At 73.6% G+C, this 21,343-nt stretch carries 20 protein-coding genes and 1 pseudogene; 6 read left to right on the top strand and 15 right to left on the bottom strand.

Going from position 1 to position 21,343, the window contains the following annotated elements:
• Nucleotides 1–36: 36 nt before the first annotated feature.
• Together ACN28G_RS03540 and ligA are read right to left on the bottom strand one after the other, a co-directional pair.
• Entirely contained in the window at nt 37–2,961 is a 2,925-nt protein-coding gene (locus tag ACN28G_RS03540) for a bifunctional diguanylate cyclase/phosphodiesterase (RefSeq protein ID WP_091435409.1), read from the bottom strand.
• A gap of 189 nt (nt 2,962–3,150) precedes the next feature.
• Nucleotides 3,151–5,286, bottom strand: a complete 2,136-nt coding sequence (gene ligA, locus ACN28G_RS03535; protein WP_091446086.1) for an NAD-dependent DNA ligase LigA — start codon at nt 5,284–5,286, stop codon at nt 3,151–3,153.
• Nucleotides 5,287–5,513: 227 nt separating this feature from the next.
• Between ligA and ACN28G_RS03530 the strand changes: the two genes are divergently transcribed.
• On the top strand, nt 5,514–6,032 hold the full coding sequence (locus ACN28G_RS03530; RefSeq protein WP_091435408.1) for a type II toxin-antitoxin system PemK/MazF family toxin: 519 nt from the start codon (nt 5,514–5,516) through the stop codon (nt 6,030–6,032).
• A gap of 66 nt (nt 6,033–6,098) precedes the next feature.
• On the opposite strand, the gene ACN28G_RS03525 is transcribed toward ACN28G_RS03530, so the two are convergent.
• From ACN28G_RS03525 to ACN28G_RS03495, 7 genes are all read right to left on the bottom strand, one after another.
• Nucleotides 6,099–7,100: an ADP-ribosylglycohydrolase family protein gene (locus tag ACN28G_RS03525; protein WP_268239617.1), complete on the bottom strand. Its 1,002-nt coding sequence runs from the start codon at nt 7,098–7,100 to the stop codon at nt 6,099–6,101.
• 168 nt (nt 7,101–7,268) lie between these two features.
• Nucleotides 7,269–7,637 carry a VOC family protein gene (locus tag ACN28G_RS03520; protein ID WP_175440468.1) on the bottom strand — a complete coding sequence of 123 codons (369 nt, stop codon included), beginning with the start codon at nt 7,635–7,637 and terminating at the stop codon, nt 7,269–7,271.
• Nucleotides 7,638–7,802: 165 nt separating this feature from the next.
• Nucleotides 7,803–8,810 (bottom strand): methionine synthase, encoded by a 1,008-nt coding sequence (locus tag ACN28G_RS03515; protein ID WP_091435406.1) that lies wholly within the window; start codon nt 8,808–8,810, stop codon nt 7,803–7,805.
• 205 nt (nt 8,811–9,015) lie between these two features.
• Nucleotides 9,016–10,089, bottom strand: coding sequence for a tRNA 2-thiouridine(34) synthase MnmA (mnmA, locus tag ACN28G_RS03510; RefSeq protein ID WP_091435405.1), 1,074 nt, complete (start codon nt 10,087–10,089; stop codon nt 9,016–9,018).
• Between the two features lie 164 nt (nt 10,090–10,253).
• Nucleotides 10,254–11,432 (bottom strand): cysteine desulfurase family protein, encoded by a 1,179-nt coding sequence (locus ACN28G_RS03505; RefSeq protein WP_421478404.1) that lies wholly within the window; start codon nt 11,430–11,432, stop codon nt 10,254–10,256.
• 123 nt (nt 11,433–11,555) lie between these two features.
• Nucleotides 11,556–12,221 (bottom strand): class F sortase, encoded by a 666-nt coding sequence (locus ACN28G_RS03500; protein ID WP_091435403.1) that lies wholly within the window; start codon nt 12,219–12,221, stop codon nt 11,556–11,558.
• Complete coding sequence (locus ACN28G_RS03495) at nt 12,218–13,048, bottom strand: DUF4397 domain-containing protein (protein ID WP_421478403.1); 831 nt, start codon at nt 13,046–13,048, stop codon at nt 12,218–12,220. The genes ACN28G_RS03500 and ACN28G_RS03495 overlap by 4 nt, the downstream gene beginning before the upstream one ends.
• Nucleotides 13,049–13,280: 232 nt before the next feature.
• On the opposite strand from ACN28G_RS03495, the gene ACN28G_RS03490 reads away from it, so the two are divergent.
• Both ACN28G_RS03490 and ACN28G_RS03485 read left to right on the top strand, forming a co-directional pair.
• Nucleotides 13,281–13,883 carry an RNA polymerase sigma factor gene (locus ACN28G_RS03490; protein WP_091435401.1) on the top strand — a complete coding sequence of 201 codons (603 nt, stop codon included), beginning with the start codon at nt 13,281–13,283 and terminating at the stop codon, nt 13,881–13,883.
• Nucleotides 13,837–14,637 carry an anti-sigma factor gene (locus ACN28G_RS03485; protein WP_091435400.1) on the top strand — a complete coding sequence of 267 codons (801 nt, stop codon included), beginning with the start codon at nt 13,837–13,839 and terminating at the stop codon, nt 14,635–14,637. Before ACN28G_RS03490 ends, ACN28G_RS03485 begins: the two co-directional genes overlap by 47 nt.
• A gap of 247 nt (nt 14,638–14,884) precedes the next feature.
• On the opposite strand, the gene ACN28G_RS03480 is transcribed toward ACN28G_RS03485, so the two are convergent.
• The 4 genes from ACN28G_RS03480 to ACN28G_RS03465 form a co-directional block, all read right to left on the bottom strand.
• Nucleotides 14,885–15,844, bottom strand: a complete 960-nt coding sequence (locus ACN28G_RS03480) for an electron transfer flavoprotein subunit alpha/FixB family protein (protein ID WP_091435399.1) — start codon at nt 15,842–15,844, stop codon at nt 14,885–14,887.
• A gap of 11 nt (nt 15,845–15,855) precedes the next feature.
• A complete protein-coding gene (locus tag ACN28G_RS03475) occupies nt 15,856–16,635 on the bottom strand; it encodes an electron transfer flavoprotein subunit beta/FixA family protein (RefSeq protein WP_091435398.1) in 780 nt (259 codons plus the stop codon).
• A 202-nt stretch (nt 16,636–16,837) separates the two neighbouring features.
• Nucleotides 16,838–17,242 (bottom strand): hypothetical protein, encoded by a 405-nt coding sequence (locus tag ACN28G_RS03470; RefSeq protein ID WP_091435397.1) that lies wholly within the window; start codon nt 17,240–17,242, stop codon nt 16,838–16,840.
• Nucleotides 17,243–17,244: 2 nt separating this feature from the next.
• Nucleotides 17,245–18,042, bottom strand: a complete 798-nt coding sequence (locus ACN28G_RS03465) for a GNAT family N-acetyltransferase (protein WP_421478402.1) — start codon at nt 18,040–18,042, stop codon at nt 17,245–17,247.
• Between the two features lie 81 nt (nt 18,043–18,123).
• On the opposite strand from ACN28G_RS03465, the gene ACN28G_RS03460 reads away from it, so the two are divergent.
• The 3 genes and pseudogenes from ACN28G_RS03460 to ACN28G_RS03450 all read left to right on the top strand — a co-directional run.
• Entirely contained in the window at nt 18,124–18,471 is a 348-nt protein-coding gene (locus ACN28G_RS03460; RefSeq protein ID WP_373868304.1) for a YidH family protein, read from the top strand.
• A 2-nt stretch (nt 18,472–18,473) separates the two neighbouring features.
• Entirely contained in the window at nt 18,474–18,788 is a 315-nt protein-coding gene (locus tag ACN28G_RS03455; RefSeq protein ID WP_091435394.1) for a DUF202 domain-containing protein, read from the top strand.
• Between the two features lie 30 nt (nt 18,789–18,818).
• Nucleotides 18,819–19,139: pseudogene (locus ACN28G_RS03450) on the top strand (PLD nuclease N-terminal domain-containing protein); the annotation flags it as partial.
• Between the two features lie 298 nt (nt 19,140–19,437).
• On the opposite strand, the gene ACN28G_RS03445 reads toward ACN28G_RS03450, so the two are convergent.
• Together ACN28G_RS03445 and ACN28G_RS03440 are read right to left on the bottom strand one after the other, a co-directional pair.
• Entirely contained in the window at nt 19,438–20,247 is an 810-nt protein-coding gene (locus ACN28G_RS03445; RefSeq protein ID WP_091435392.1) for an ABC transporter permease, read from the bottom strand.
• On the bottom strand, nt 20,244–21,212 hold the full coding sequence (locus tag ACN28G_RS03440; RefSeq protein WP_091435391.1) for an ATP-binding cassette domain-containing protein: 969 nt from the start codon (nt 21,210–21,212) through the stop codon (nt 20,244–20,246). The genes ACN28G_RS03445 and ACN28G_RS03440 overlap by 4 nt, the downstream gene beginning before the upstream one ends.
• Between the last annotated feature and the right edge of the window lie 131 nt (nt 21,213–21,343).

Genomic DNA, 21,343 nt, shown 5'->3' with positions numbered 1-21,343 from the left:
CCACGGGTGCGCCGGCCGGCACTCCGGCGGGCCCGCTCAACGGGCGTGCCGGCGCGGGATCTCGGTGTCGCCGCCGGCGCTCGGCCGCAACGGCCGGTACCGGGCCAGCCAGGCGGCCAGCTCCTCGGCGGGCATCGGCCGGGCGTGGAACCAGCCCTGGGCCACGTCGCAGCCGGCCGCGTGCAGCAGCCGCCAGGTCCGCTCGTCCTCCACCCCCTCGGCCACCACCCGCAGACCGAGCGCGCCGGCCAGGTCGATCATCGAGCGGACGATGGCCGCGTCGTCGGGGTCCTCGGCCATGCCGAGTACGAACGACCGGTCCACCTTCACCTCGGCCAGCGGCAGCCGACGCAGGTGCTGCATCGAGGAGTACCCGGTGCCGAAGTCGTCCAGGCTGATGGCCACCCCGATCTGGTGCAGCCGGGTGATGGTGGCCAACACCCGTCGGGGGTCGGCCATCAGCGCGCCCTCGGTGATCTCCACCTGGAGCCGGTCGGGGCGGATGCCGTACCTGGTCAACCGGTCGGCGATCTGGTCGGCGATCTCACCGCTGTGCAGGTCCCGGACGCTGACGTTGAGCGCCGCCCGCAGCTGGACCCCGGCGGCCGACCAGGCGGCGAGTTGGCCGAGCACGTCGTCCACCACCCGGCGGGTGAGCAGCCGCATCACCGCGGTCTGCTCGGCCACCCGGATCAGCTCCTCCGGGTCCACCATCCCGCGCCGGGGATGCCGCCACCGCAGCAACGCCTCCACCCCGACCACCTCGCCGGTGGCGATGGCGATCTGCGGTTGGTAGTACATGGTGATCTCGCCCGGGTCACCCAGCTCGGCCGCCCCGGTACGCCGGCCACCCGCCCGGCTGTCGTCACCACCCCGGCTCGCGGCCGTCGGCTGACTCCCGGCCCTCGGCTGACTCGCGGCCCTCGGCTGACTCGCGGCAGTCGACGGACTCGCGGCAGTCGGGGGGTTGTCGGCGGCCGGTTGCGGATCGGCGGTCGACCGCCGATCGGCGGTGGGCAGGTCGCCGGTGGCTGGCCGGGGGACGGTGGCGGCACCGGCGCGGCGGCGGGTCGGGTCGGCGTTGGTGATGATCCGGGCGATCAGCTCGTCGGGGACGCCGGTCACCGGCTGGGCCGGCCGACCGCGACGCCACCAGCGACGAAGCCGGTGACCCGACCACCGCGCCGCACCGTCCGAGCCCGCGCCGTCCGAGCCCGCACCGTCCGAGGCCGCGCCGTCCGAGCCCGCACCGTCCGAGCCCGCGCCGTCCGAGCCCGCACCGTCCGAGGCCGCGCCGTCCGAGCCCGCACCGTCCGAGCCCGCGCCACCCGGGGCACCCGGGGCCGGTCCTGCCGCAGACCCCGTCGACCCCGACGACGACGCCGGTCGAGGGTCGGGCACCGGAGCGGTGGTCGGTGTGTCGCCGGGTGCCGGCCCGGTCGGCTCCTCGTCCCCGCCCCGCCCGAGTACGGGCAGGGCGGTGGTGCCGGCGGGCAGGGCAGCGCCGTCGCCACCGCGTACCTCGGCCGGCTGGTCGTCGGCGGGCCGCGCGGCGGTGACCCCGCCCAGGTCGACCACTGGTGTTTCGCCAGCCGGCAGCGACCCGGCGGGCGGCGGGCCCGTGGGGGCCGGTGTGGTTTCCAGGACCCGGCGCAGGTCGGCCAGGAGGCTCAGGCGCTCGGCCGAGTTGTGGTCGGACTCGGCGGTGTAGACGGCGACGGTGTCGTTGCGGTGCTTGGCGTCGTACATGGCGACGTCCGCGTGCCGCATCAGGGTGGCGAAGTCCTCGCCGTGGTCGGGGTAGAGCGCGATCCCGATGGAACCCCCCACGTCCAACGGCAGACCGTCAAGCGACACCGGCTCGGCGAGCGTGGCCACCAGGGCGGCGGCCAGTTCCCGGGCCTCGTCGACGCCGGTCAAGCGGGGCGCGACGATGGCGAACTCGTCGCCACCGAGCCGGGCCACCAGCTCGCCGGCGCCGACCGCGCCGGCCAGCCGGGCGCTCACCTCGACCAGCAGCCGGTCACCGACGGCATGGCCGAGCGCGTCGTTGACGTTCTTGAACCGGTCCAGGTCGATCAGGAGCAGGGCCAGGTACGCGTCGGGTACCCCCCGGGCGGCGCGTTCGGCGTGCAGGTGCACCTGCTCGGCGACCTCGGCCCGCAGGGCCTTGCGGTTGGGCAGCCCGGTGAGCGGGTCGAGGGAGCCGAGCTGTTCCTGCTCGGCGGAGAGCCGGGCCATCCGGTACACGGCGAAGAGAGGCACCAGCACCAGCGGGACCAGGGCGGCGCTGACCCGGGCGGCAGCGGTCAGGACCGGTGCGAGCAGCAGCAACGAGCCGGTGGTGAACACCTCGAAGCCGATCCCCTGCCGCAGGCCGGGCCACCACCGGTCGCCGAAGCGCAGCCGTACCGCCGTGCCGACCAGGACGTGGTTGACCACGAACCAACCCGCGGCGGCCACCCCCACCACCAGCACGTCGACCCAGCCCAACCGGGCGTCGACCGGCCCGTCCGCCCCGGATCGGAGCACACCCAGACCGGCGGCGAGCCGGAGCACGCCGTAGGCGACGGCGAGGGCGCAGACGTACTGCGCGGCGTTGAAGGCGGTCCGCCAGGCCGCGTGCCGCATCCGCCAGCCGGAGACCACCACCGCCGCCACCTGCACCACCACCGCCGGCCCCAACCCCCAACCGAGCAGGATCGCGAAGGTGAAGCAGGTGGACGGGAAGACCGCCGCGGTCTGCCGGCGCCCCTGCGGTACGAAGAGACGGGCGTCGCAGAGCACCGCCAGGCCGGCCATCACCCAACACGCCGCCGGCGGCACCGCCCACCGGTCCACGAGAGTGACCAGCGGAGCCACGCTGACCAGCAGAGCCGCCCCAACGGTCGCGGCCACGAAGCCGAAGAACGGCGTCACCCGGCCCGGAGGCACGGAGTTTCGCGGATCGACGGCCTCCATCGCACCTCCCGGGAGCGGGTTCACCCGGCGGGCCGTGCACCCGCCGCTCCCATGAAACGCCCCCGGTGCGGCATTTGCCGGTAGGACAGCCACGAATCGGTCGTAGTCGTAATTAAGTTGGTATTCTTCGCCCTGCGCCTACCTCGGCGGATATGTCACCAGCTGCGCAAAGATTCACGTTTGCCGCACTCACTCCTCGATCCGGGCCACCTCGCGGGCCGCCTCCGGACCAGCGTCGAGCAGCACCTGGAAACCCGCCTCGTCGAGAACCGGCACCTTGAGGCTGGCCGCCTTGTCGGCCTTCGACCCCGGGTTGTCCCCCACCACCACGAAACCGGTCTTCTTGGACACCGAGCCGCTCATCTTGCCGCCCCGGGTCTGGATGGCCTCGGCAGCCTGGTCACGGGAGAAGCCGGTGAGCGTGCCGGTCACCACCACGGTCAGCCCCTCCAGTGGTCGCGGCCCCTCGTCGACGGTCTCCTCCGCCATCCGTACCCCGGCCTCGGCCCACTTACGGACCACCTCGCGGTGCCAGTCCACGGCGAACCACTCCCGGATGCTGACCGCGATCGTCGGGCCCACCCCGTCGACCGAGGAGAGCTCCTCCTCGCTCGCCGCCGCGATCGCCTCGACCGACCGGAAGTGCCGGGCCAACGCCTGCGCGGCGGTCGGACCGACGTGCCGGATGGAGAGCGCCACCAGCACCCGCCACAGCGGGCGCTGGCGCGCCTCGGCCAGGTTGTCCAGCAACTTGGCCGCGTTGGTGCCGAGGGTGCCGTCCTTGTTGACGAAGAACTCCGACCGGGCCAACTGCTCGGCGTCCAGGCCGAACAGGTCACCCTCGTCGGTGATGATCCGCGCGTCGAGCAGCGCCGCCGCTCCCTTGTAGCCGAGCACCTCGATGTCGAAGCCACCCCGGCCGGCCAGGTGGAAGACCCGCTCCCGCAGCTGCGCCGGGCAGGACCGGCTGTTCGGGCAGCGGATGTCGACGTCGCCGGACTTCGCCGGGGCCAGCGGGGTGCCGCAGGCCGGGCAGTGGGTCGGCATGACGAACGGCCGGGCGTCTGCCGGGCGTAGGTCGACCACCGGACCGAGCACCTCGGGGATGACGTCGCCGGCCTTGCGCAGCACCACGGTGTCGCCGATCAGCACCCCCTTGCGCTCGACCTCCCGGGCGTTGTGCAGGGTGGCGTACGCGACCGTCGAGCCGGCCACCTTGACCGGCGCGAGCACGGCCCGTGGGGTGACCCGCCCGGTGCGCCCCACCTCGACGTCGATGTCGAGCAGCGTGGTGTTGACCTCCTCCGGCGGATACTTGAAGGCGATCGCCCAGCGCGGCGCCCGGCTGGTCGAGCCGAGCCGACCCTGGATGGAGACCGGATCGACCTTGACCACCACCCCGTCGATCTCGTGCTCGACGTCGTGCCGGTGCGCGGCGTAGTAGGCGATGTACTCCGCCACCCCGGCCAGGTCAGGCACCACCCGCCACCGGTCGCTGGTCGGCAGCCCCCAGGCCCGCAGGGCCGCGTACGACTCGGACTGCGCAGTGGGCCGGAACCCCTCGCGGGCGCCGATGCCGTGCACGACCAGCCGCAACGGCCGCGAGGCGGTGATCCGGGGGTCCTTCTGCCGCAGGCTGCCGGCGGCGGCGTTACGCGGATTGGCGAACGGCGCCTTGCCCTGCTCGACCAGGGACGCGTTGAGGCCGGCGAAGGCCTCGACCGGGAAGTAGATCTCGCCGCGCACCTCGATCAGCTCCGGCGGCGGGCCGTACTCGTCGGAGGGGGTGAGCCGGCCCGGCACGTCCCGGATGCTGCGCACGTTGGCGGTGACGTCCTCGCCGGTGCGCCCGTCGCCCCGGGTCGCCGCCCGGACCAGCCGACCCCGCCGGTAGGTGAGGTTGATCGCCAGGCCGTCGACCTTCGGCTCGCAGAGGTAGGGCACCGCCCCGCCGGCATCCCGCTCGACCCGCTCGGCCCACGCGGCCAACTCCTCGTCGGCGAAGGCGTTGTCCAGCGACATCATCCGCTCGGCGTGGGTGACCGGGGTGAAGTCGGTGGAGAAGGTGCCGCCGACCCGCTGGGTAGGTGAGTCCGGGGTACGCAGCGCCGGATACTGCCCCTCCAGCGCCTCCAGCTCGCGCAACTGACGGTCGAACTCGGCGTCGGTGATGGTCGGCGCGTCGAGCACGTAGTAGCGGTACTGGTGCTCGGTCAGGTCCTGGCTCAACGTGGCGTGCCGCTCCCGGGCCTGCGGGGGCGGCTCGGCGCCGGCCGCCGCCTCCTGTTCCGCGCTCACCTGTGCGGCACCGGCCTCCTCGGACACCCCGCTCCCCTCCGACACCGTTCCGTCGTCCCACACCGTTTCGTCGTCCGCCACCGCTTCGTCGTCCGCCACCGCCGACCCCCTCGACACCACGGGACCTCCCGTGCTCCGCTACCCCCGCACCGTATCGGGACGGTGGGACAATATCCGTCACCTGCACCGACGGCCGTCCCGACCACCGTCGGGCAGCGCCGGCGGAGTCGACGACAGCGAGAATCGAGGTACGGATGCCCGAGTGGTTGCCGTGGGCGGCGCTGATCCTGCTCGCCGTCGTGGCCGGCTGGGCCTGGGACAGCTGGCGCAACCGGCCGGGCGGACGGCCCCGCACCCGGCCGGACGGCGCCGACCGGCGGACCGGCGCACCGAAACGTCCACGCACCCGCCCCGGCAGCCCGCCCCGCCCCCGCACCGGTGACCGGGCCCCGGCCGGTACGCCCCGCAGCGGGGAGATCTGGTGGGCCGACGTGCCGTACGCCGACGGGGACGGCTCGAAGGTCCGCCCCTGCCTGGTGCTGCGGGTGGAGCGCCGGCACGCCGAGGTGCTCAAGATCACCAGTCAGGACAAGAGCCACCGGGACGACCACGTACCGATCCCCACCGGCGACTGGGACCCCGATGCCGAGCGGGACAGCTTCCTGGACCTCGGCGACCCGATCCAGGTCGACCTGGTGGCCTTCGAGAACCGGGCGGGCACCTGCGACCAGCAGCTGTGGCGCCGGATCCGTACCCTGCCCCACCTGCGCTGAACTGGCCCGGAGCGGGCCGGCGCCCGGCCCGGTCGGACCCGCTGGTCGCCGTGGGTCGGCCGGCGGTCAGTCCCAGGCCGCGCCGAGGGTGCGCAGCTGGTCGGCGTACTCGATCCGCCCGGCCCAGCCGGCGGGCCAGGCGGCCATCCCCACGGCGGCCCCCAGGAATGCCCCGGCCAGCGCGGCGATCGAGTCCGAGTCACCGGCGGTGGTGGCCCCCCGGGCCAGCGCGGCGACCGGATCGTCGGCATGCCGGATCGCGCAGTACAACGCGGTCGCCAACGCCTCCTCGGCCACCCAACCCTCACCGGTGTGCCGACAGGGGTCACCACCGTCGTCCGGCCGACCCAGGGCGGTCACCAGCCGCTGCAACGCCCGCCGGCACTCGTCCCAGCCCCGGGCGATGAACTCCCGCGCGGAGTCCACTCCGGGGCGCTGCCACAGGTCACCGAGCCAGTCGCCGTGGTAGGTGTGCCGCTGCCGGTCGGCCCGCTCCAGCAACAGCTCCGGCAGGTCGGCCAGGGCCGCGCCCTCGCGTGCCAACCGCACCGCGTACGCGGTCAGCTCGCTGGCCGCCAGGCCGGTCGGATGGCCGTGGGTCAGCCCCGCCTGCAACTGGGCCAGACCGGCGAGGGTGGTCAGGTCGACGTCGAGCAGACCGATCGGGGTCACCCGCATGTTCGCGCCGCAGCCCTTCGAGCCAGCCTGGGTCGCCTCCTGCCAGCGGGTCCCCCGGGCCAGCTCGGCGCAGGCGCGCAGGCAGGTCATGCCCGGGGCACGGTTGTTCTCCGGGCTGACCGCCCAGGCCAGGAACCGACGCCGCAGCAACGGCTCGACGACCTCGGGCGTCGGCACGGACGCCTCGCGCACGGCCTGGGCCACCGCCAACGCCATCTGGGTGTCGTCGGTGACCAGGGCCGGCTCGCCGACCAGCTCGCGGGGGCCGGTCGGACCGTACCGGCGGTGGATCTCGGCGACGGTCAGGAACTCGGTCGGCCGCCCCAGGGCGTCACCGTAGGCCAGACCGTACAGCGAGCCGCTGGCCCGCCGGAGCGAGGAGTCGATCACAGCGCCATGATGCCGGGCCGTCGCAACCCCGCCGGCCCAGCCCAGCCCGACCAGCCCAACCCAGGCCGACCAGCCCGACCCGGTCCGACCAGCCCAACCCGGTCCGACCGGGCTGGACCAGACCGGCCTGGGCCAGTCCGGCCGGCCTGCCTGGTCCGGCCCGGGTGGTCAGTCCCAGCAGAGACAGAACGGGTGGCCCGCCGGATCGGCGTAGACCCGGAAGCCCTCCCCCTCACCGGGCAGCCGCCGGGCACCGAGCTTCAGGGCCGCCTGCTCGGCGGTCTCGATGTCCTCGACGGTCACGTCGAGATGGAACTGCTGGGGCCGCTCCGGGTCGGGCCAGGCCGGCGGACGCAGATCGGGTGCCCGTTGGAAGGCGAGCCGGGGCTGCTGGCCGGGCGGTCCTCCGAGCACCACCCAGTCGTTGCCGTCGGACTGCTCCTCGTTCAGCGGCAGGCCCAGCAACTCGGCGTAGAAACCCGCCAGGTCGCGAGGGTCCGGACAATCGATCACGACGGTACGTAGTTGTCCCACCATGCGCCTCATCCTGCCCCACCGGTACGACACCAAACCCGCCCCGCGGCCACCCCGCCCCGCGCGCAGCCCCGCCCGCGCGCAGCCCCGCCCCGCGCGCTGCCGCCACGCTTCTAGATGCAAGAAGGGGACCCTTCTCGACCGTATGCGTTAACAGGGGGCCCTTCCTTACACCTCGTCGGCTAGGCGGCGGGCGGCGTCGCGGCAGGCGGCCAGGGCCGCCCGGACGTAGCCGTCGGTAGCGCCGGCCAGGCCGCAGGCCGGGGTGACCACCACCTGGCGGGCCAACCGGCTGCGGGGGAAGCCCAGCCGGTCCCAGACCTGGCGTACCCGGTCGGCGACCTGGGCGGAGGTCGGTGCGGGGCCGGCCGACGGTGGGCTCGTGGCGATCGCGCCGGCCAGCAGGCCGAGCCCGGCGTCGATCGCCTCGCCGAGCGGGTCCAGCTCGGTGAGCAGGCCGAGGTCGAGCGCTACGCCTACCGCGCCGGCCGAGCGGATCACCTCCAGCGGTACGTCGGGGGCGCAGCAGTGCACCACGGTCGGCACCCCGGCCGCCTCGATCACCGTCCGCAGGGCAGCGGCCGCGTCCGGCCCCGGCACCGGCCGGTACGCACCCAGCCCGCTCTCGGTGGGCACCCGGCCGGCGAGCACCGTCGGCAGCGACGGCTCGTCGAGTTGCAGCAGGACCGCGGCACCGGGCAGCCGACGGGTGAGCGCCGCGACGTGTCCGCGCAGCCCCTCGGCGAGGGAGTCGGTGAGGTCGCGTACCGCGCCCGGGTCGCGCAGCAGCCGCCCGCCGATCGGCAGCTCCAGCGCCGCCGCCATGGTGAACGGGCCACCTACCTGCACCTTGACCGGCCCGGTGTAGCCGTCGGCCTGCTCGGCGAGCTGGTCGAGGTCGCGTTCCATCAGGTCCCGGGCGCGGCGCAGGTCCCGCCCGGGGCGCGGGGCGATCCGCCAGCGGGCCGCGTACAGCTCCACCGGCAGCTCGACCAGCAGGCCGCCGGTGCGCCCGACCAGGTCCGCGCCCGGACCACGGGCGGGCAGCTCGGGCAGGTGCGGCAGGACGGGCAGCTCGCCGAGGACGATCCGCTGCGCCTCGGCGATGTCGGTGCCGGGAAGTGAGCCGATCCCGGTCGCCGCGCCGGTCGGCCAGGGCCAGGTCTGGTCAGTCACCGCCGAAGGGTAACCGCTCACCCCGGCCACCCGGCCGGCGCTGCCGCTGCACCGACGGAGCAGGCCCGCCGCCCGAACCGAGTCCGCCGCCCGAATCTACGGAACAGGGCGGGCCGCCCGCACCGGCGGGCCGCCGCCGAACCGGCCCGACCGGGGCCGCCGCCGAACCTACGGAACAGGTCCGCCGGCGAACCGGCCCGACAGGTCAGCCGGAGATGGTGGCCGAGCCGAGCACCACGTCGCCGGCCGGGTCCGGGCGGTACGCCACGATCGCCTGGCCGGCGGCGACCCCGCGCAGCGGCCGACGCAGGTCGGCCCGGAGGCCGTCGCCGCTCGGCACGACCGTGGCCGGGACCACGTCGCCGTGCGCCCGCAGCTGCACCTCGCACTCGACCGGCCCGGTCGGTGTCCCGGTGCCCGTCCACACGGCGCGGGTGGCGTGCACCGTGGCCACCTCCAGCGCCTCGGCGGGGCCGACGGTCACCGTGTTGGTCGTGGGGGTGATGGAGAGCACGTAGCGGGGCCGGCCGTCCACGGCGGGCCGGTCCAGGTGCAGGCCCCGGCGCTGGCCGACGGTGTACGCGTAGGCACCCTGGTGGCTGCCGACGACCGCACCGGTCAGCGCGTCGACCACGTCGCCGGGGGCCTCGCCCAGCCGGTCGGCCAGGAAGCCCCTGGTGTCGCCGTCGGCGATGAAGCAGATGTCGTGCGAGTCCGGCTTGTCGGCGACCGCCAGGCCGCGGTCGGTCGCCTCCGCCCGGACCTGCGCCTTGGTCGAGTCGCCGAGCGGGAAGACCGACCGGTCCAGCTGCGCCCGGGTGAGCACCGCCAGCACGTACGACTGGTCCTTGGCCAGGTCGACGCTGCGGCGCAGGAGGCCGTCGGCGCCGAGCCGGGCGTGGTGGCCGGTGACCACCGCGTCGAAGCCCAGGGCCACCGCCCGGTCCAGCACCGCGGCGAACTTGATCTTCTCGTTGCAGCGCAGGCAGGGATTCGGGGTACGCCCCGCCGCGTACTCGGCGACGAAGTCGTCCACCACGTCGGCGTGGAAGCGGTCGGCCATGTCCCACACGTAGAACGGGATGCCGATCACGTCTGCCGCCCGGCGGGCGTCCCGGGAGTCCTCCAGGGTGCAGCAACCACGCGCCCCGGTGCGGTAGGTCTGCGGGTTACGGGCCAGCGCCAGGTGCACCCCGGTCACGTCGTGCCCGGCCTCGACCGCCCGCGCCGCCGCCACGGCGGAGTCCACCCCGCCCGACATCGCCGCCAGAACCCTCACCAGCCCACGCTCCCTTCCCCACCAACCCTAGCCACCGCCCCGCCCGGACGGCATCCGGCGGGGGGACAACCGCACCGTCACGGTGGTCAGCGGGGTGCGGGTGGACCAACCGCACCGCCGGACGGCGGTCAGCGGGCGGGTCGGCCCACCACACCGCCCGACGCTCAGCGCGGGGCGGAGCCCAGCGCGGCCGCCCGCCGGGCCCGTTCCACGGCCGCCGGCAGCGCGGTGACCAGGGCGTCGACGTCGGCGGCGGTGGAGGTGTGGCCGAGGCTGAACCGCAGCGAGGAACGGGCCCGGTCGTCGTCGGCGCCCATTGCGAGCAGCACGTGCGAGGGCTGGGCCACCCCGGCGGAGCAGGCCGAGCCGGTCGAGCAGCCGATGCCCTGGGCATCGAGCAGCAGCAACAGGGCGTCGCCCTCGCAGCCGGGGAAGGAGAAGTGCGCGTTGCCGGGCAGCCGGTCGGTGGCCGCGCCGTTGAAGATCACGTCCGGCACCGCCTGACGGACCCGGGCGACCAGGTCGTCGCGGAGGGCGGCGAGCCGGGCGGCGTACTCCTGTTGGGTCTTGACCGCGGTCTCCACGGCCACCGCGAAGGCCACGATGCCGGGGGTGTCCAGGGTGCCGGAGCGTACGTCGCGTTCCTGGCCGCCGCCGTGCAGCAGCGGGGTGGCCGCGACGTCCCGGCCCAGCAGCAGGGCACCGACGCCGATCGGCCCGCCGAGCTTGTGCCCGGTGACGGTCAACGCGGCGACCCCGCTGGCGGCGAAGTCGACAGGCACCTGACCGATCGCCTGGACGGCGTCGGTGTGCACCGGCACCGCGTGTTCGGCGGCGATCGCGGCCAGCTCGGTCACCCGCTGGACCGTGCCTACCTCGTTGTTGGCCCACATCGCGGTCACCAGGGCCACCCGCTCGCCGTGGCCGGCCAGTTCGGCCCGTAGCCGCTCCGGGTCGAGCCGCCCGCCGCCGTCGACCGGCAGCCAACTGACCTCGGCGCCCTCGTGCTCGACCAACCAGTCGACCGCGTCGAGGACCGCGTGGTGCTCGATCGCGCTGCAGACCACCCGGTGCCGGCCCGGGGCGGCCGCCCGGCGGGCCCAGAAGATGCCCTTCACCGCGAGGTTGTCGCTCTCGGTACCGCCGCCGGTGAAGATCACCTCAGAGGGTCGGGCACCCAGTACGGCGGCCACCCGTTCCCGCGACTCCTCCACCCGCCGACGGGCATGGCGGCCCGCCGCGTGCAGCGACGACGCGTTGCCGACCTCGCGGGCGGTGGCGACGTACGCCTCCAGTGCCTCGTCGAGCATCGGAGTGGTCGCCGCGTGATCCAGGTATGCCATCAGGGTTCAGCCTAACCAGCGGAGTGGGCCGGCTGCCCCGCGCGTCCGGTTCCCCCGGCCCGCCGGGGCTGCGGCGGGCCGGGGGAACCGGCGGACCGGGGGAACCGGCGGGCCGGACCGGGGTCAGGCCGGTACGGCGGTGACCACGATGTTGTCCCGGTACCGGCGGGTCTCGGCGTCGAACGGGCCACCACAGGTGATCAGGGTCAGCCGGGGTGCTCCGTCGCGGGCGAAGTACCGGTCCAGCGGGATCTTCGTCTTGGCGTACTCCTCCCGGGCCACCACCCGGTACCGGCGTTCCCGCCCGTCGTCGCCGGTGACGGTGACGGTGTCGTCCCGGTCCAGCTCCCGCAGCCGGAAGAAGGCACCCCGGCCCTGGTCGGCGCTGTCGACGTGGCCGGCGACCACGATCGAGCCCTGGTCGGCCTCCAGCCCCGGGCCGAAGCGGTACCAGCCGATCTCGTCGACGCTCGGCGGCACCTCGAACTCGTTCGTCCGGGGGTTGATGCCGACCGCGTCGACGGTCGCGGTGACCTCGATCGCCGGGATCCGCAGCCGTACCGGTGGGACGGCCCGGTCGGTGGTGGGCAGGTCGCCCCGGGTGACCGGGACCGACGGGGCGCCGCTGCCGCTGGTCTCGGCGCTCGGGGTGGCGGTGGCCAGCCGGGCGGCCTCGTCCGCGCCGACCGGCTCGGTCGGACCGGAGCCGCAGGCCACCACCGTGGCGGCGGTGAGCGCGGCAGCGCCGGCGGCGAGGGCCGCCAGCGCGCCGCGGTCGCGGACCGTCACCGCCGGGCCGGCCGGGCGGTGGCCAGCCGCGCTCCCCCACCGATCAGCAGCAGCGTGCCCGCGCCGGCCAGCACGTACCAGGCCGTGCCGAGACCGGTGGCGGCCTGGCCACCGGTGCCGCTGGGCACGCCGGACGGGGCGGAGTGCAGGCCGGTGATGGTCTGCGACACGATGCTCAGGTTCTCGCCCTCGGCGGAGCCGATCGCGTAGACGATCGTCGCGGTGCCCTCGGCCAGGTTGAGGTCCGCCGGGCCGATCGCGACGGTGTCGGTGCCGGCGAGGACCACGTCGGCGTTGACGGTCCCGGCGTCGACGTCACCCTTGGCCTCGTTCGGGTTGGTCAGGTTCTCGAAGACCGGCTGGCCACCCGCCCGTACGTCGACCGCCGGGGCGGCAGCGGTGTGCCGGACGACCAGCCGCGCCTTGCCCGCGTCGACCCGGCCGGTGTCGTTGACGAACGGGGTGATCTTCGGCTCGCCCTCGGCGTCGAGGTGGGCCGCGATGCTGATGTTCGCCCCGCCCGGCACCTCGGCGTCGTCGACGCTGAGGATCGCGCTGCCGATCGGCTCGCCCGGCTTGGTCAGGGCGATGTCGTACGCCCCCTCGGCCAGGTCCAGCGGCCCGGCCACGTCGCCCGGCTTGAAGTTCTCCAGCGTCTTCTCGCCGTTGACGTAGACGTCGACCGGGGTGTCCGGGATGCCGTGGACCACGGAGACCTTGGCCGAGGCCGCGTAGGCGGGGGTGGCGGTGAACGCGGCGATCCCGGCGAAGGTCAGTGCGGCGGCGGCGCTCCCCGCGGCGATCCGCCGGACGGACGAATACGACATGTCTGCCTCCTAGTGCTTCGTGGGGGTTCGTCTCCCCCGGGTTGCAGAACGGGTTACGCCGGCTGCCGTGGCGACGGATGCGGATGGAATCCGAATTCTTTTCTTTTCCGCCGGTGCATCCGTACCGGCCCTCCAGCACGAAAGAGCAGGCAGGACAGGACCCGAGTCGGAGAATGGGGCGAAGACTGTGGGCGCTACAGTCGGGCATGCCCCATGGAAGGCGAACCGCCCGGTGACAGTGGTACGGCAGGCATCCGACCCGCCCGAGGACGACCTCGCGGTCCGGTTCCGCGCCGGTGACGAGAACGCCCTGCGGCAGGCGTACGACCGGTACGGCCGCGCCGTGTTCCATCTGGCCACCAGCACCCTGGCCAATCGCGCGGACGCCGAGGACGTGACCCAGGCGACCTTCGTCGCGGCCTGGCTGGCCCGGGACACCTTCGACCCGGCGCGCGGGTCGCTGATCGGCTGGCTGCTCGGCATCGGCCGGCGCAAGGTGGTGGACCGGCTGCGGGTCGCCGCGCGGGAGAACCGGGTGGTGGAGACCGTCCGGCAGCTGCCCGATCCGGCCCCGACCAGGCCGGACCCGGAGACCGTGGTCGACCGGCTGGTGGTCGCCGACGAGCTGGCCCGGCTCCCGGAGGACCAGCGTCGGATGCTCGAACTGGCCTTCTTCGACGATCTGACCCACCAGCAGATAGCGACGGTGACCGGGGTGCCACTGGGCACGGTGAAGAGTCACATCCGACGGGGCATGGCGAGCTTGAAACGCAGATGGGAGGTGGACGGTGCCGCACCTGGAGCACGACCGGCTGGTCTTCCTGGCGCTCGGTGAGAGCGGGTCGGACCAGGGTGAAGCCACCCATCTCGACACCTGCGCGCACTGTCGCGGTGAGCTGGAGACCCTGCGGCACGTCGCCGGGCTGGCCACCGCCACGCAGCCGCTGCGGGACCTGCCCGCCCCGCCGGAGCACCTCTGGCAGGGCATCCGCGCCGAGATCGAGGCCGCACAGGAACTGTCGTCGCCGACGGAGGCGCGGGAGCTGCCGTCGCGGGCAGAGGCCCGGGAGCTGCCGTCGCTGACCGCGGTCCGAGGCGGCCAGCAGACGGCACCGACGTCACGACGGCACCAGGTCGACCGGCGCCGTAGGCGACTCACCCGGTGGGCGCTGACCGCGGCGACCGCCACGGCCGCCGCCGTGCTGGGCGTGGTCGGCACCCTCGCCGTGGTGCGCTCCACCGAGCCCGCGCAGGAGCAGGTCGTCCTGGCCAGTGCGCCGTTGAGCGCGTACGGCCCGACGCCGCCGGAGGCCCGGGGCGAGGCGCGGGTGCTCGACGACGGTCGACTCCACCTGCACGTGGCGAATCTTCCCGAGGTTCCGGGGTACTACGAGGTCTGGCTGATCAACCCTGTCAACGGCGAGATGTTCTCGGTCGGCGTTCTCGGTGCCGGCTCGGACGTACTGCTACCGTTGCCGGCAAAGGTCGACCTGCGGGCGTACAACGTCGTCGACGTCTCGGCCGAGCAGTTCGACAACGACCCCGCCCACTCCGGCGACAGCCTGTTGCGGGGCACCCTGACGGGCTGATCGGCGGGCCGGATCAGCTCCCCGGCCCGTCGATCAGCTCCCCGTCCGACCCGGCCCCGTTCCCTCCCCTACCGGCGGGACCGACACCGTGACGCCCCTCGCTGCGTACTCGGAGAGGGGTGTGGAACGTGGACACTCGCCGTTCGAACAGAACGGCGGGTGTCCACCGCGGGGTTTGCCGGTGAGAGCGACGTGCGGCGTGCCGGCGGGGAGATGGAGATCCCCGCCGGCACGCGGCACGGGCAGGTCACTTGCGCTTGCGGATCTCCTCGGCGGCCTGCGGGAGGATCTTGAACAGGTCACCGACCACCCCGAAGTCGGCCAACTCGAAGATCGGCGCCTCGCCGTCCTTGTTGACCGCGACGATGGTCTTCGAGGTCTGCATGCCGGCCCGGTGCTGGATCGCACCGGAGATGCCCAGCGCCACGTAGAGCTGCGGCGAGACCGTCTTGCCGGTCTGACCCACCTGGAACTGGTGCGGGTAGAAACCGGAGTCGACCGCCGCCCGGGAGGCGCCGACGGCCCCACCCAGCAGGTCGGCCAACTCCTCGACCAACTTGAAGTTGTCGGCGTTGCCGACGCCCCGACCACCGGAGACGACCACCGAGGCCTCGGTCAGCTCCGGCCGCGAACCCTTCTGCTCGGCGACCCGGTCGACCACCCGGGCCAGCTTGTCGGTGTCGGTGACGGCGACGGTGAGCTGCTCGACGGTGGGGGTGGCCGGCGCCGGAGCCGGGTTCACCGAGTTCGGTCGGACGGTCACCAGCGGCAGGCCCTTGGTGACCTTGGCCTTGACGATGGTGGCACCGGCGAAGACGACCTGGGTGGCGGTGCCGTCGGCGGCCAGCCCGACCACGTCGGTCAGGATGCCGTTGTCCAGCTTGACCGCCAGTCGGGCGGCGATCTCCTTGCCCTCCTGGGCGGAGGCGAGCAGCACGGCGGCCGGCTGCACCCGCTGGACCAGTTCGGCAAGCACGGTGGCCTTCGGCGCGACCAGGTAGCCGTCGATCTCCGCGCTCTCGGCGGCGTAGATCTTCTCCGCGCCGTACTCGCCGAGGGTGGCGCTGAGCGCCTCGGCCGCACCGGGTCCACCGAGCACCACCGCGCTGGGCGTGCCCAGCTCGCGGGCGAGGGTGAGCATCTCCAGGGTGACCTTCTTGACGCCGAACTCACGGGTGGCTTCGACGACGACGAGAACCTCAGACATGTCCTGACCCCTCACACGAACTTCTCGGTGGCGAGGAACTCGACCAGCTTGACGCCGCCCTCGCCCTCGTCGGTGATCTTGGCACCGCCGGACCGCGCCGGACGCCTGGTGTGCTCCAGAACGGCGCTGGTCGCCCCGGCCAGGCCCACCTCGTCCGGAGCCACCCCGAGATCACCCAGGGAGAGCGTCCGTACCGGCTTCTTCTTGGCGGCCATGATGCCCTTGAAGGACGGGTAGCGCGGCTCGTTGATGGTGTCCCAGACGGAGACCACGGCCGGGGTCGCGGCGGTGACCACCTCGTAGCCCTCCTCGGTCTGCCGCTCGACGGTAAGCGTGGCGCCGTCGACGGTGAGCTTGCGCGCGCCGGTCAGCGCGGCGATCCCGAGGCGCTCGGCGAGCATGTGCGGCAGGACCTGCACCCGGCCGTCGGTCGACTCTGCACCGCAGAGCACCAGGTCGGCGTTGAGCTGCCCCAGGGCCGCGGCGAGCACCTTGGAGGTGGCCACGGCGCAGGAGCCGTGCAGGGCGTCGTCGACGACGTGCACGGCGGCGTCCGGGCCCATCGAGAGCGCCTTGCGGATCGACTCGGTCGCCCGGTCCGGGCCCATGGTCAGGATGGTGACCTCACCACCGTGCGCTTCCTTGATCTTCAGCGCTTCCTCGATGGCGTACTCGTCCATCTCGTTGATGACGTTGTTCGCCGAACCGCGGTCTAGGGTGTTGTCGTCACTGCGCAGGTTGCGGTCCGCGCCCGAGTCGGGCACCTGCTTGACGAGTACGACGATGTTCATCGCGCTTCGACGACCCTCCTGTAGGTGGTGCGATTCCTCGCCCGGTCAGGCGTTGCTCGCCTGGTCACGGGCGCAGCCTCGCGCGTTTGTTGCCGGCCGGTCAACCGCCCGATGCAGTGCGATTACCCACGCCGCAAGGTTACCTGCCAGTAGCATCACGGGTCGGGGCGAGGCGGAGTGACACAGCTCACCCAGCCGGCGGTCAGGCCGGGGCGGCCAGCGCCTGCCTGATCCGGTCGATCGCCTCGGCCTCGGCCGGGGACACCCCCTTGTGCGCCCGCGCCACCTCGTCGGCGGCGGTCAGCACCACGGACCGGTAGTTCTGCGCCTCGCCGGGGGCCTTGTCCCGCAGGATCGCCATCGCCCGGCCCAGCGCCGGCAGCACCACCGACTCGACCTCCAGGGTCGAGTCCCGGGGCAACCGGGGCAGCGGACCGTTGGCCAACACCTCCTTGACCAGGCCACTGGCCCCCGACATCACCCCCGAGGCGGCGAAACTCTCCCGGACCATGGCGAACACGCCAGGGTCGGCGTTGGACACCAGGAACACCGCGCCGAACGCGCCGGTCCTGAGGGTGAGCTGCTCGTCCTCCGTCAACCGCTCCATGATCACGGAGTGTAGACGTACGGCGTGGTGGTGGTGACCGGGACGAAGCCGAGCCGCTCCAGGATCGGCCGGCTCTGCGGGGAGGCGTCCACCTGCAACAACGTCCGGTCCCGTTGCCCGGCCAGCCGGGCCCGGTGCACCACCAGCGCCCGGTAGATGCCCCGGCGACGCCACTTCGGCAGGGTCGAGCCGCCCCACAGGGTGGCGAACCCGGTGCCGGTCGGGTACCGCACCCAACCCGCGCTGACCACCTCGTCGGCCGCCTCGGCCACCACTACCGTGATCGACTGCGGGTCGGCGGCGATCTCCTTCGCCAGGCCGGTCACCAGCTGGTCCCGGTCGGCCTGCCAGACCACCCGCTCCATCGCCGCGATCCGCTCCAGGTCGTCCCGGCCGGTCACCTCGCGCAGGCGTACCCCCTCGGGTAGGACCGGCATGGCGCCCGCCAGCGGGGCGACCGGGCTGATCACGACGGTCTCCTCGTCCTCGGGGACGAAGCCGGCGGCCCGCAGCCGGTCGGCCAGGTCGGCCGGCTCGTCGTGCGCGTTGAGCTTCCACTCGACCGCCTCACCCCGCCGGCGGAAGATCTCCACCTGCCGCGCGATCAGCTCGTCCAGCTCCGTGCCGGCCAGACCACCGAGGTCCCGGTAGGTGAGGAAACCCCGCTGGTCCAGCCCGAGCACCCGCACCAGCGGACCGTCCCGCTCCACCGTCACCCCGGCCGGCGCCGGGTCGGGGATCTCCGGTCGGATCTGGTTGTCGTACGCGGTCCGCAGCGTCGTTGCGTCAAGATCGGTCACCCACCCAATCTATGTCGCGGACAAAGCGGATAATCACTGCTCGTGTGGCAGACGATCAGGCAGTGGTTCGACCCGCAGGACATGCGGGCGGTGGGCAGCACCCCCGACTACCGCTTCTCGTTGGCCAACGAACGGACCTTCCTGGCCTGGCTGCGGACCGGGCTGGCGCTGGTCGGCGGCGGGCTCGCCGTGGCCCAGTTCCTGCCGCCCCTGCCGCTGCGGCACCTGCGCGAGACGATCGCCATCGTGCTGTTGCTGATCGGCGCGGCGGTGGCGGTACGGGCGGTGGACCACTGGGCGCGTACCGAACGGGCCATCCGGTTGGGCGAGGAGCTGCCCGCCTCCCGGTTCCCGGCGATCCTCGCGCTGGTGGTCGGGCTCGGCGCGGTGCTGCTGGTGCTGGCGGTGCTGGCCGGGGCGCTCGGGTAGCGGTGACCGACCACCGACCGCACCGGGACCCGGGGCTGCAGCCCGAACGGACCCGGCTGGCCTGGCGGCGGACCGCGCTCACCGTGACCGTGGTGACGGTGCTGGCGGTCCGGCTGGCCCTGACCGGAGACGTGACCGGCGCGCTGCTCGGTGGTGCCGTGCTGCTCGGCTGGGCGGTGGCCCTGCGGATCTGCTGGCGGCGCGGCACCGGCACCGGCACGACGGCCACCGGCGGACGCTCGTTGCCGCTTGCCGCACTCAGCGTGGTCGGTATCGCCCTGGCCGGCATCCTGCTGGTGCTGCGGGAGCTGTGGTGAGTCACGGCGAGGGTGAGTCATGATGGGGCCATGGTCCGGCTGTTCATCCTCCTCTTCTTCGTCCAGGTCGTCTGCGCCGCCCTCGCGTTGATCAGCTGCCTGTCGGCGGAGAAGGGCACGGTGCGGGCGATGCCCCGACCCGCCTGGGTGGCCGTCATCCTGCTCGTGCCCCTGTTGGGGTGGATCGCCTGGTTCCTCGCCGGGCGCCCGAGGCCGGTCACCCCGATCGGCACCCGGCCGGCCCGGGGACCGGCCGCGCCCGACGACGACCCGGAGTTCCTGCGCGCCATCGCCGAACGGGCGGCCAAGCAGGACCACGACCTCTTCCGTCGGCTGGAGGAGGACCTGCGCGACCAGGCCGGGCCGGCGACGGAGCCGGGTCGGTCCCGACCCGCCGCGGGGCCGACCGGCGAACGCCACCGACCGGCGGCCGGAGCCACCGACGAACCGGAGGATCGCCAGCGCCGCGACGACGACCTGCCCGAGGGCGGCCTGCACAGCCGCGAGGGCGAGGAGGACCGCCCGGAGCCCAGGTGACCGGGACCGCCGCCTCGGCTCCAGTGCTGGGGCCGAGGCGGCGGCCGGGCTCATCCCCGGCGGCGCGGGGTCGGGGTAACCCGGCGACGCGGGGTCGGGGCTACGGCCGGGGTCACACCCGGCGGCGCAGCGCCCGTACGGCCAGCGGGGCGAAGACGGCGGCCAGGACCGCGGCCCAGATCAACGACTGGAAGACCGGGCCGGCGACCGGACCGCCGACCAGGAGCCCGCGCAGCGCGTCGGCGAGGATGGTCACCGGGTTGACCTGCACCCAGGCCTGCAACCAGCCCGGCATGGTCTCGGTCGGCACGAACGCGTTGCTGGTGAAGGTGAGCGGGAAGATCACCGTGAAGCCGAAGATCTGCACCTTCTCCGGCTCGCTGACCAGCACCCCGACCAGTACCGAGATCCACGCCGCGGCCAGCGAGAAGGTCAGCAGCAGGGCGAACGCGCCGAGCAGCCCGAGCAGCCCGTTGCCCAGTCGGAACCCGAGGACCATGCCGACGCCCAGCAGCAGCGTCAACGCCCAGGCCTGCTTCACGGTGTCGGCCAGGATCCGCCCGGCCAGCGGCGCCCAGCGGGCGATCGGCAGCGCCCGCAGCCGGTCGAAGACCCCTTTGGTCAGGTCGTGGTTGAGCCCGAACCCGGTGGTCATGGTGGCGAAGAGGGCGTTCTGCACGACGATGCCGGGCAGCGCGAACATCAGGTAGTCGCCCGGCGAGCCGGAGATCGCCCCGCCGAAGACGTAGGTGAAGAGCAGCACGAACATCACCGGTTGGATGCTCAGGTCGAGCAGCTCCATCGGGTTGTGCTTGATCTGCACCAGGCTGCGCCAGGCCAGGGTCATGGTGTGACCCACCCCGGCGAACGGGCTCGACCGGCGCGGGGGTGCCACCGGCGCGGGGACACTGACGGCGGTCATGCCGGCGCTCCTTCCAGGTCGGTCGGGGTGGCCTGCTCGGCCGGGTGGCCGGTCAGGGAGAGGAAGACCTCGTCCAGGCTGGCGCCGCGCAGCGAGAGCTCGGCGACCGGGACCCCGGCCTCGTCGAGCTGACGCACGACGGTGGGCAGCACCCCGGGGTCGTTGACCGGCACGCTGACGGTCTGCTGCACGACCTCCGCGGTGCTGCCGGCGGCCGCCCCCGCGACGGCCACCACCCTCGGCACGTCCGCCGGGTCGACCGGCCGGATGGCCAGCGTCTGCCCGCCGGTCTTGGATTTGAGCTGCTCCGGGGTGCCCTGGGCGATGACCCGCCCGTGGTCGACCACGGCGATCTCGCTGGCCAGCTGGTCAGCCTCCTCGAGGTACTGCGTGGTGAGCAGCACCGTGACGCCGGAGCCGACCAGGTCACGCACGATGTCCCACAGCTCGGTGCGGCTGCGTGGGTCGAGCCCGGTGGTCGGCTCGTCGAGGAAGAGCACCTGCGGGCGCCCGACCAGGCTCGCGGCCAGGTCGAGGCGGCGACGCATGCCACCGGAGTAGGTCTTGGCGGGCCGTTCCCCGGCGTCGGAGAGGTGGAAGTCGGCCAGCAACTGCCGCGCGCGGGCCTTGGCATCCGCCCGGCCCATCCCGAGCAGCCGGCCGATGAGCAGCAGGTTCTCGCTGCCGGTGAGGGTCTCGTCGACCGAGGCGTACTGCCCGGTCAAGCCGATGATCTGCCGCACCTGGTGGGCGTCGCGCCGCACGTCGAAGCCGCCCACGGTGGCGTGGCCCTCGTCGGCGCGCAGCAGGGTGGTGAGCACCCGTACGGCGGTGGTCTTGCCCGCCCCGTTCGGGCCGAGCAGCCCGAAGACGGTCCCGGTGGGGACCGCCAGATCGACCCCGGCGAGGGCGGTGGTGGCGCCGAAGCGGCGTACCAGCCCCTCTGCCCGGATTGCGTACTCCATCGCAGCTCCTGTCCTTCGTATGGTCGTCACACCCTGCACCACGGGTACGACAGACCAACGACGCGCGGCCGACAATACGACAGGAGACGCGCGAATTCCGCTGATTTTCGCAGGTAGCGGCCGATGTGCGG

It is taken from the genome of Micromonospora sp. WMMA1923 (assembly GCF_049179195.1).
In the GTDB taxonomy this organism is placed as follows: domain Bacteria; phylum Actinomycetota; class Actinomycetes; order Mycobacteriales; family Micromonosporaceae; genus Micromonospora; species Micromonospora yangpuensis.
Note: the sequence above shows the minus strand (reverse complement) of the source record. Positions and strands in the feature narration are given on the sequence as shown.

Bases quoted from the DNA above. Each gene is read 5' to 3' on its own strand.
- ACN28G_RS03480 (WP_091435399.1), bottom strand. From the start codon at position 15,844: ATGTCTGAGGTTCTCGTCGTCGTCGAAGCCACCCGTGAGTTCGGCGTC.
- ACN28G_RS03505 (WP_421478404.1), bottom strand. From the start codon at position 11,432: ATGGCATACCTGGATCACGCGGCGACCACTCCGATGCTCGACGAGGCA.
- ACN28G_RS03520 (WP_175440468.1), bottom strand. From the start codon at position 7,637: ATGGTGGGACAACTACGTACCGTCGTGATCGATTGTCCGGACCCTCGC.
- ACN28G_RS03460 (WP_373868304.1), top strand. From the start codon at position 18,124: ATGCGGGCGGTGGGCAGCACCCCCGACTACCGCTTCTCGTTGGCCAAC.
- ACN28G_RS03540 (WP_091435409.1), bottom strand. From the start codon at position 2,961: ATGGAGGCCGTCGATCCGCGAAACTCCGTGCCTCCGGGCCGGGTGACG.
- ACN28G_RS03440 (WP_091435391.1), bottom strand. From the start codon at position 21,212: ATGGAGTACGCAATCCGGGCAGAGGGGCTGGTACGCCGCTTCGGCGCC.
- ACN28G_RS03495 (WP_421478403.1), bottom strand. From the start codon at position 13,048: ATGTCGTATTCGTCCGTCCGGCGGATCGCCGCGGGGAGCGCCGCCGCC.
- ACN28G_RS03470 (WP_091435397.1), bottom strand. From the start codon at position 17,242: ATGGAGCGGTTGACGGAGGACGAGCAGCTCACCCTCAGGACCGGCGCG.
- ACN28G_RS03530 (WP_091435408.1), top strand. From the start codon at position 5,514: ATGCCCGAGTGGTTGCCGTGGGCGGCGCTGATCCTGCTCGCCGTCGTG.
- ACN28G_RS03475 (WP_091435398.1), bottom strand. From the start codon at position 16,635: ATGAACATCGTCGTACTCGTCAAGCAGGTGCCCGACTCGGGCGCGGAC.
- ACN28G_RS03445 (WP_091435392.1), bottom strand. From the start codon at position 20,247: ATGACCGCCGTCAGTGTCCCCGCGCCGGTGGCACCCCCGCGCCGGTCG.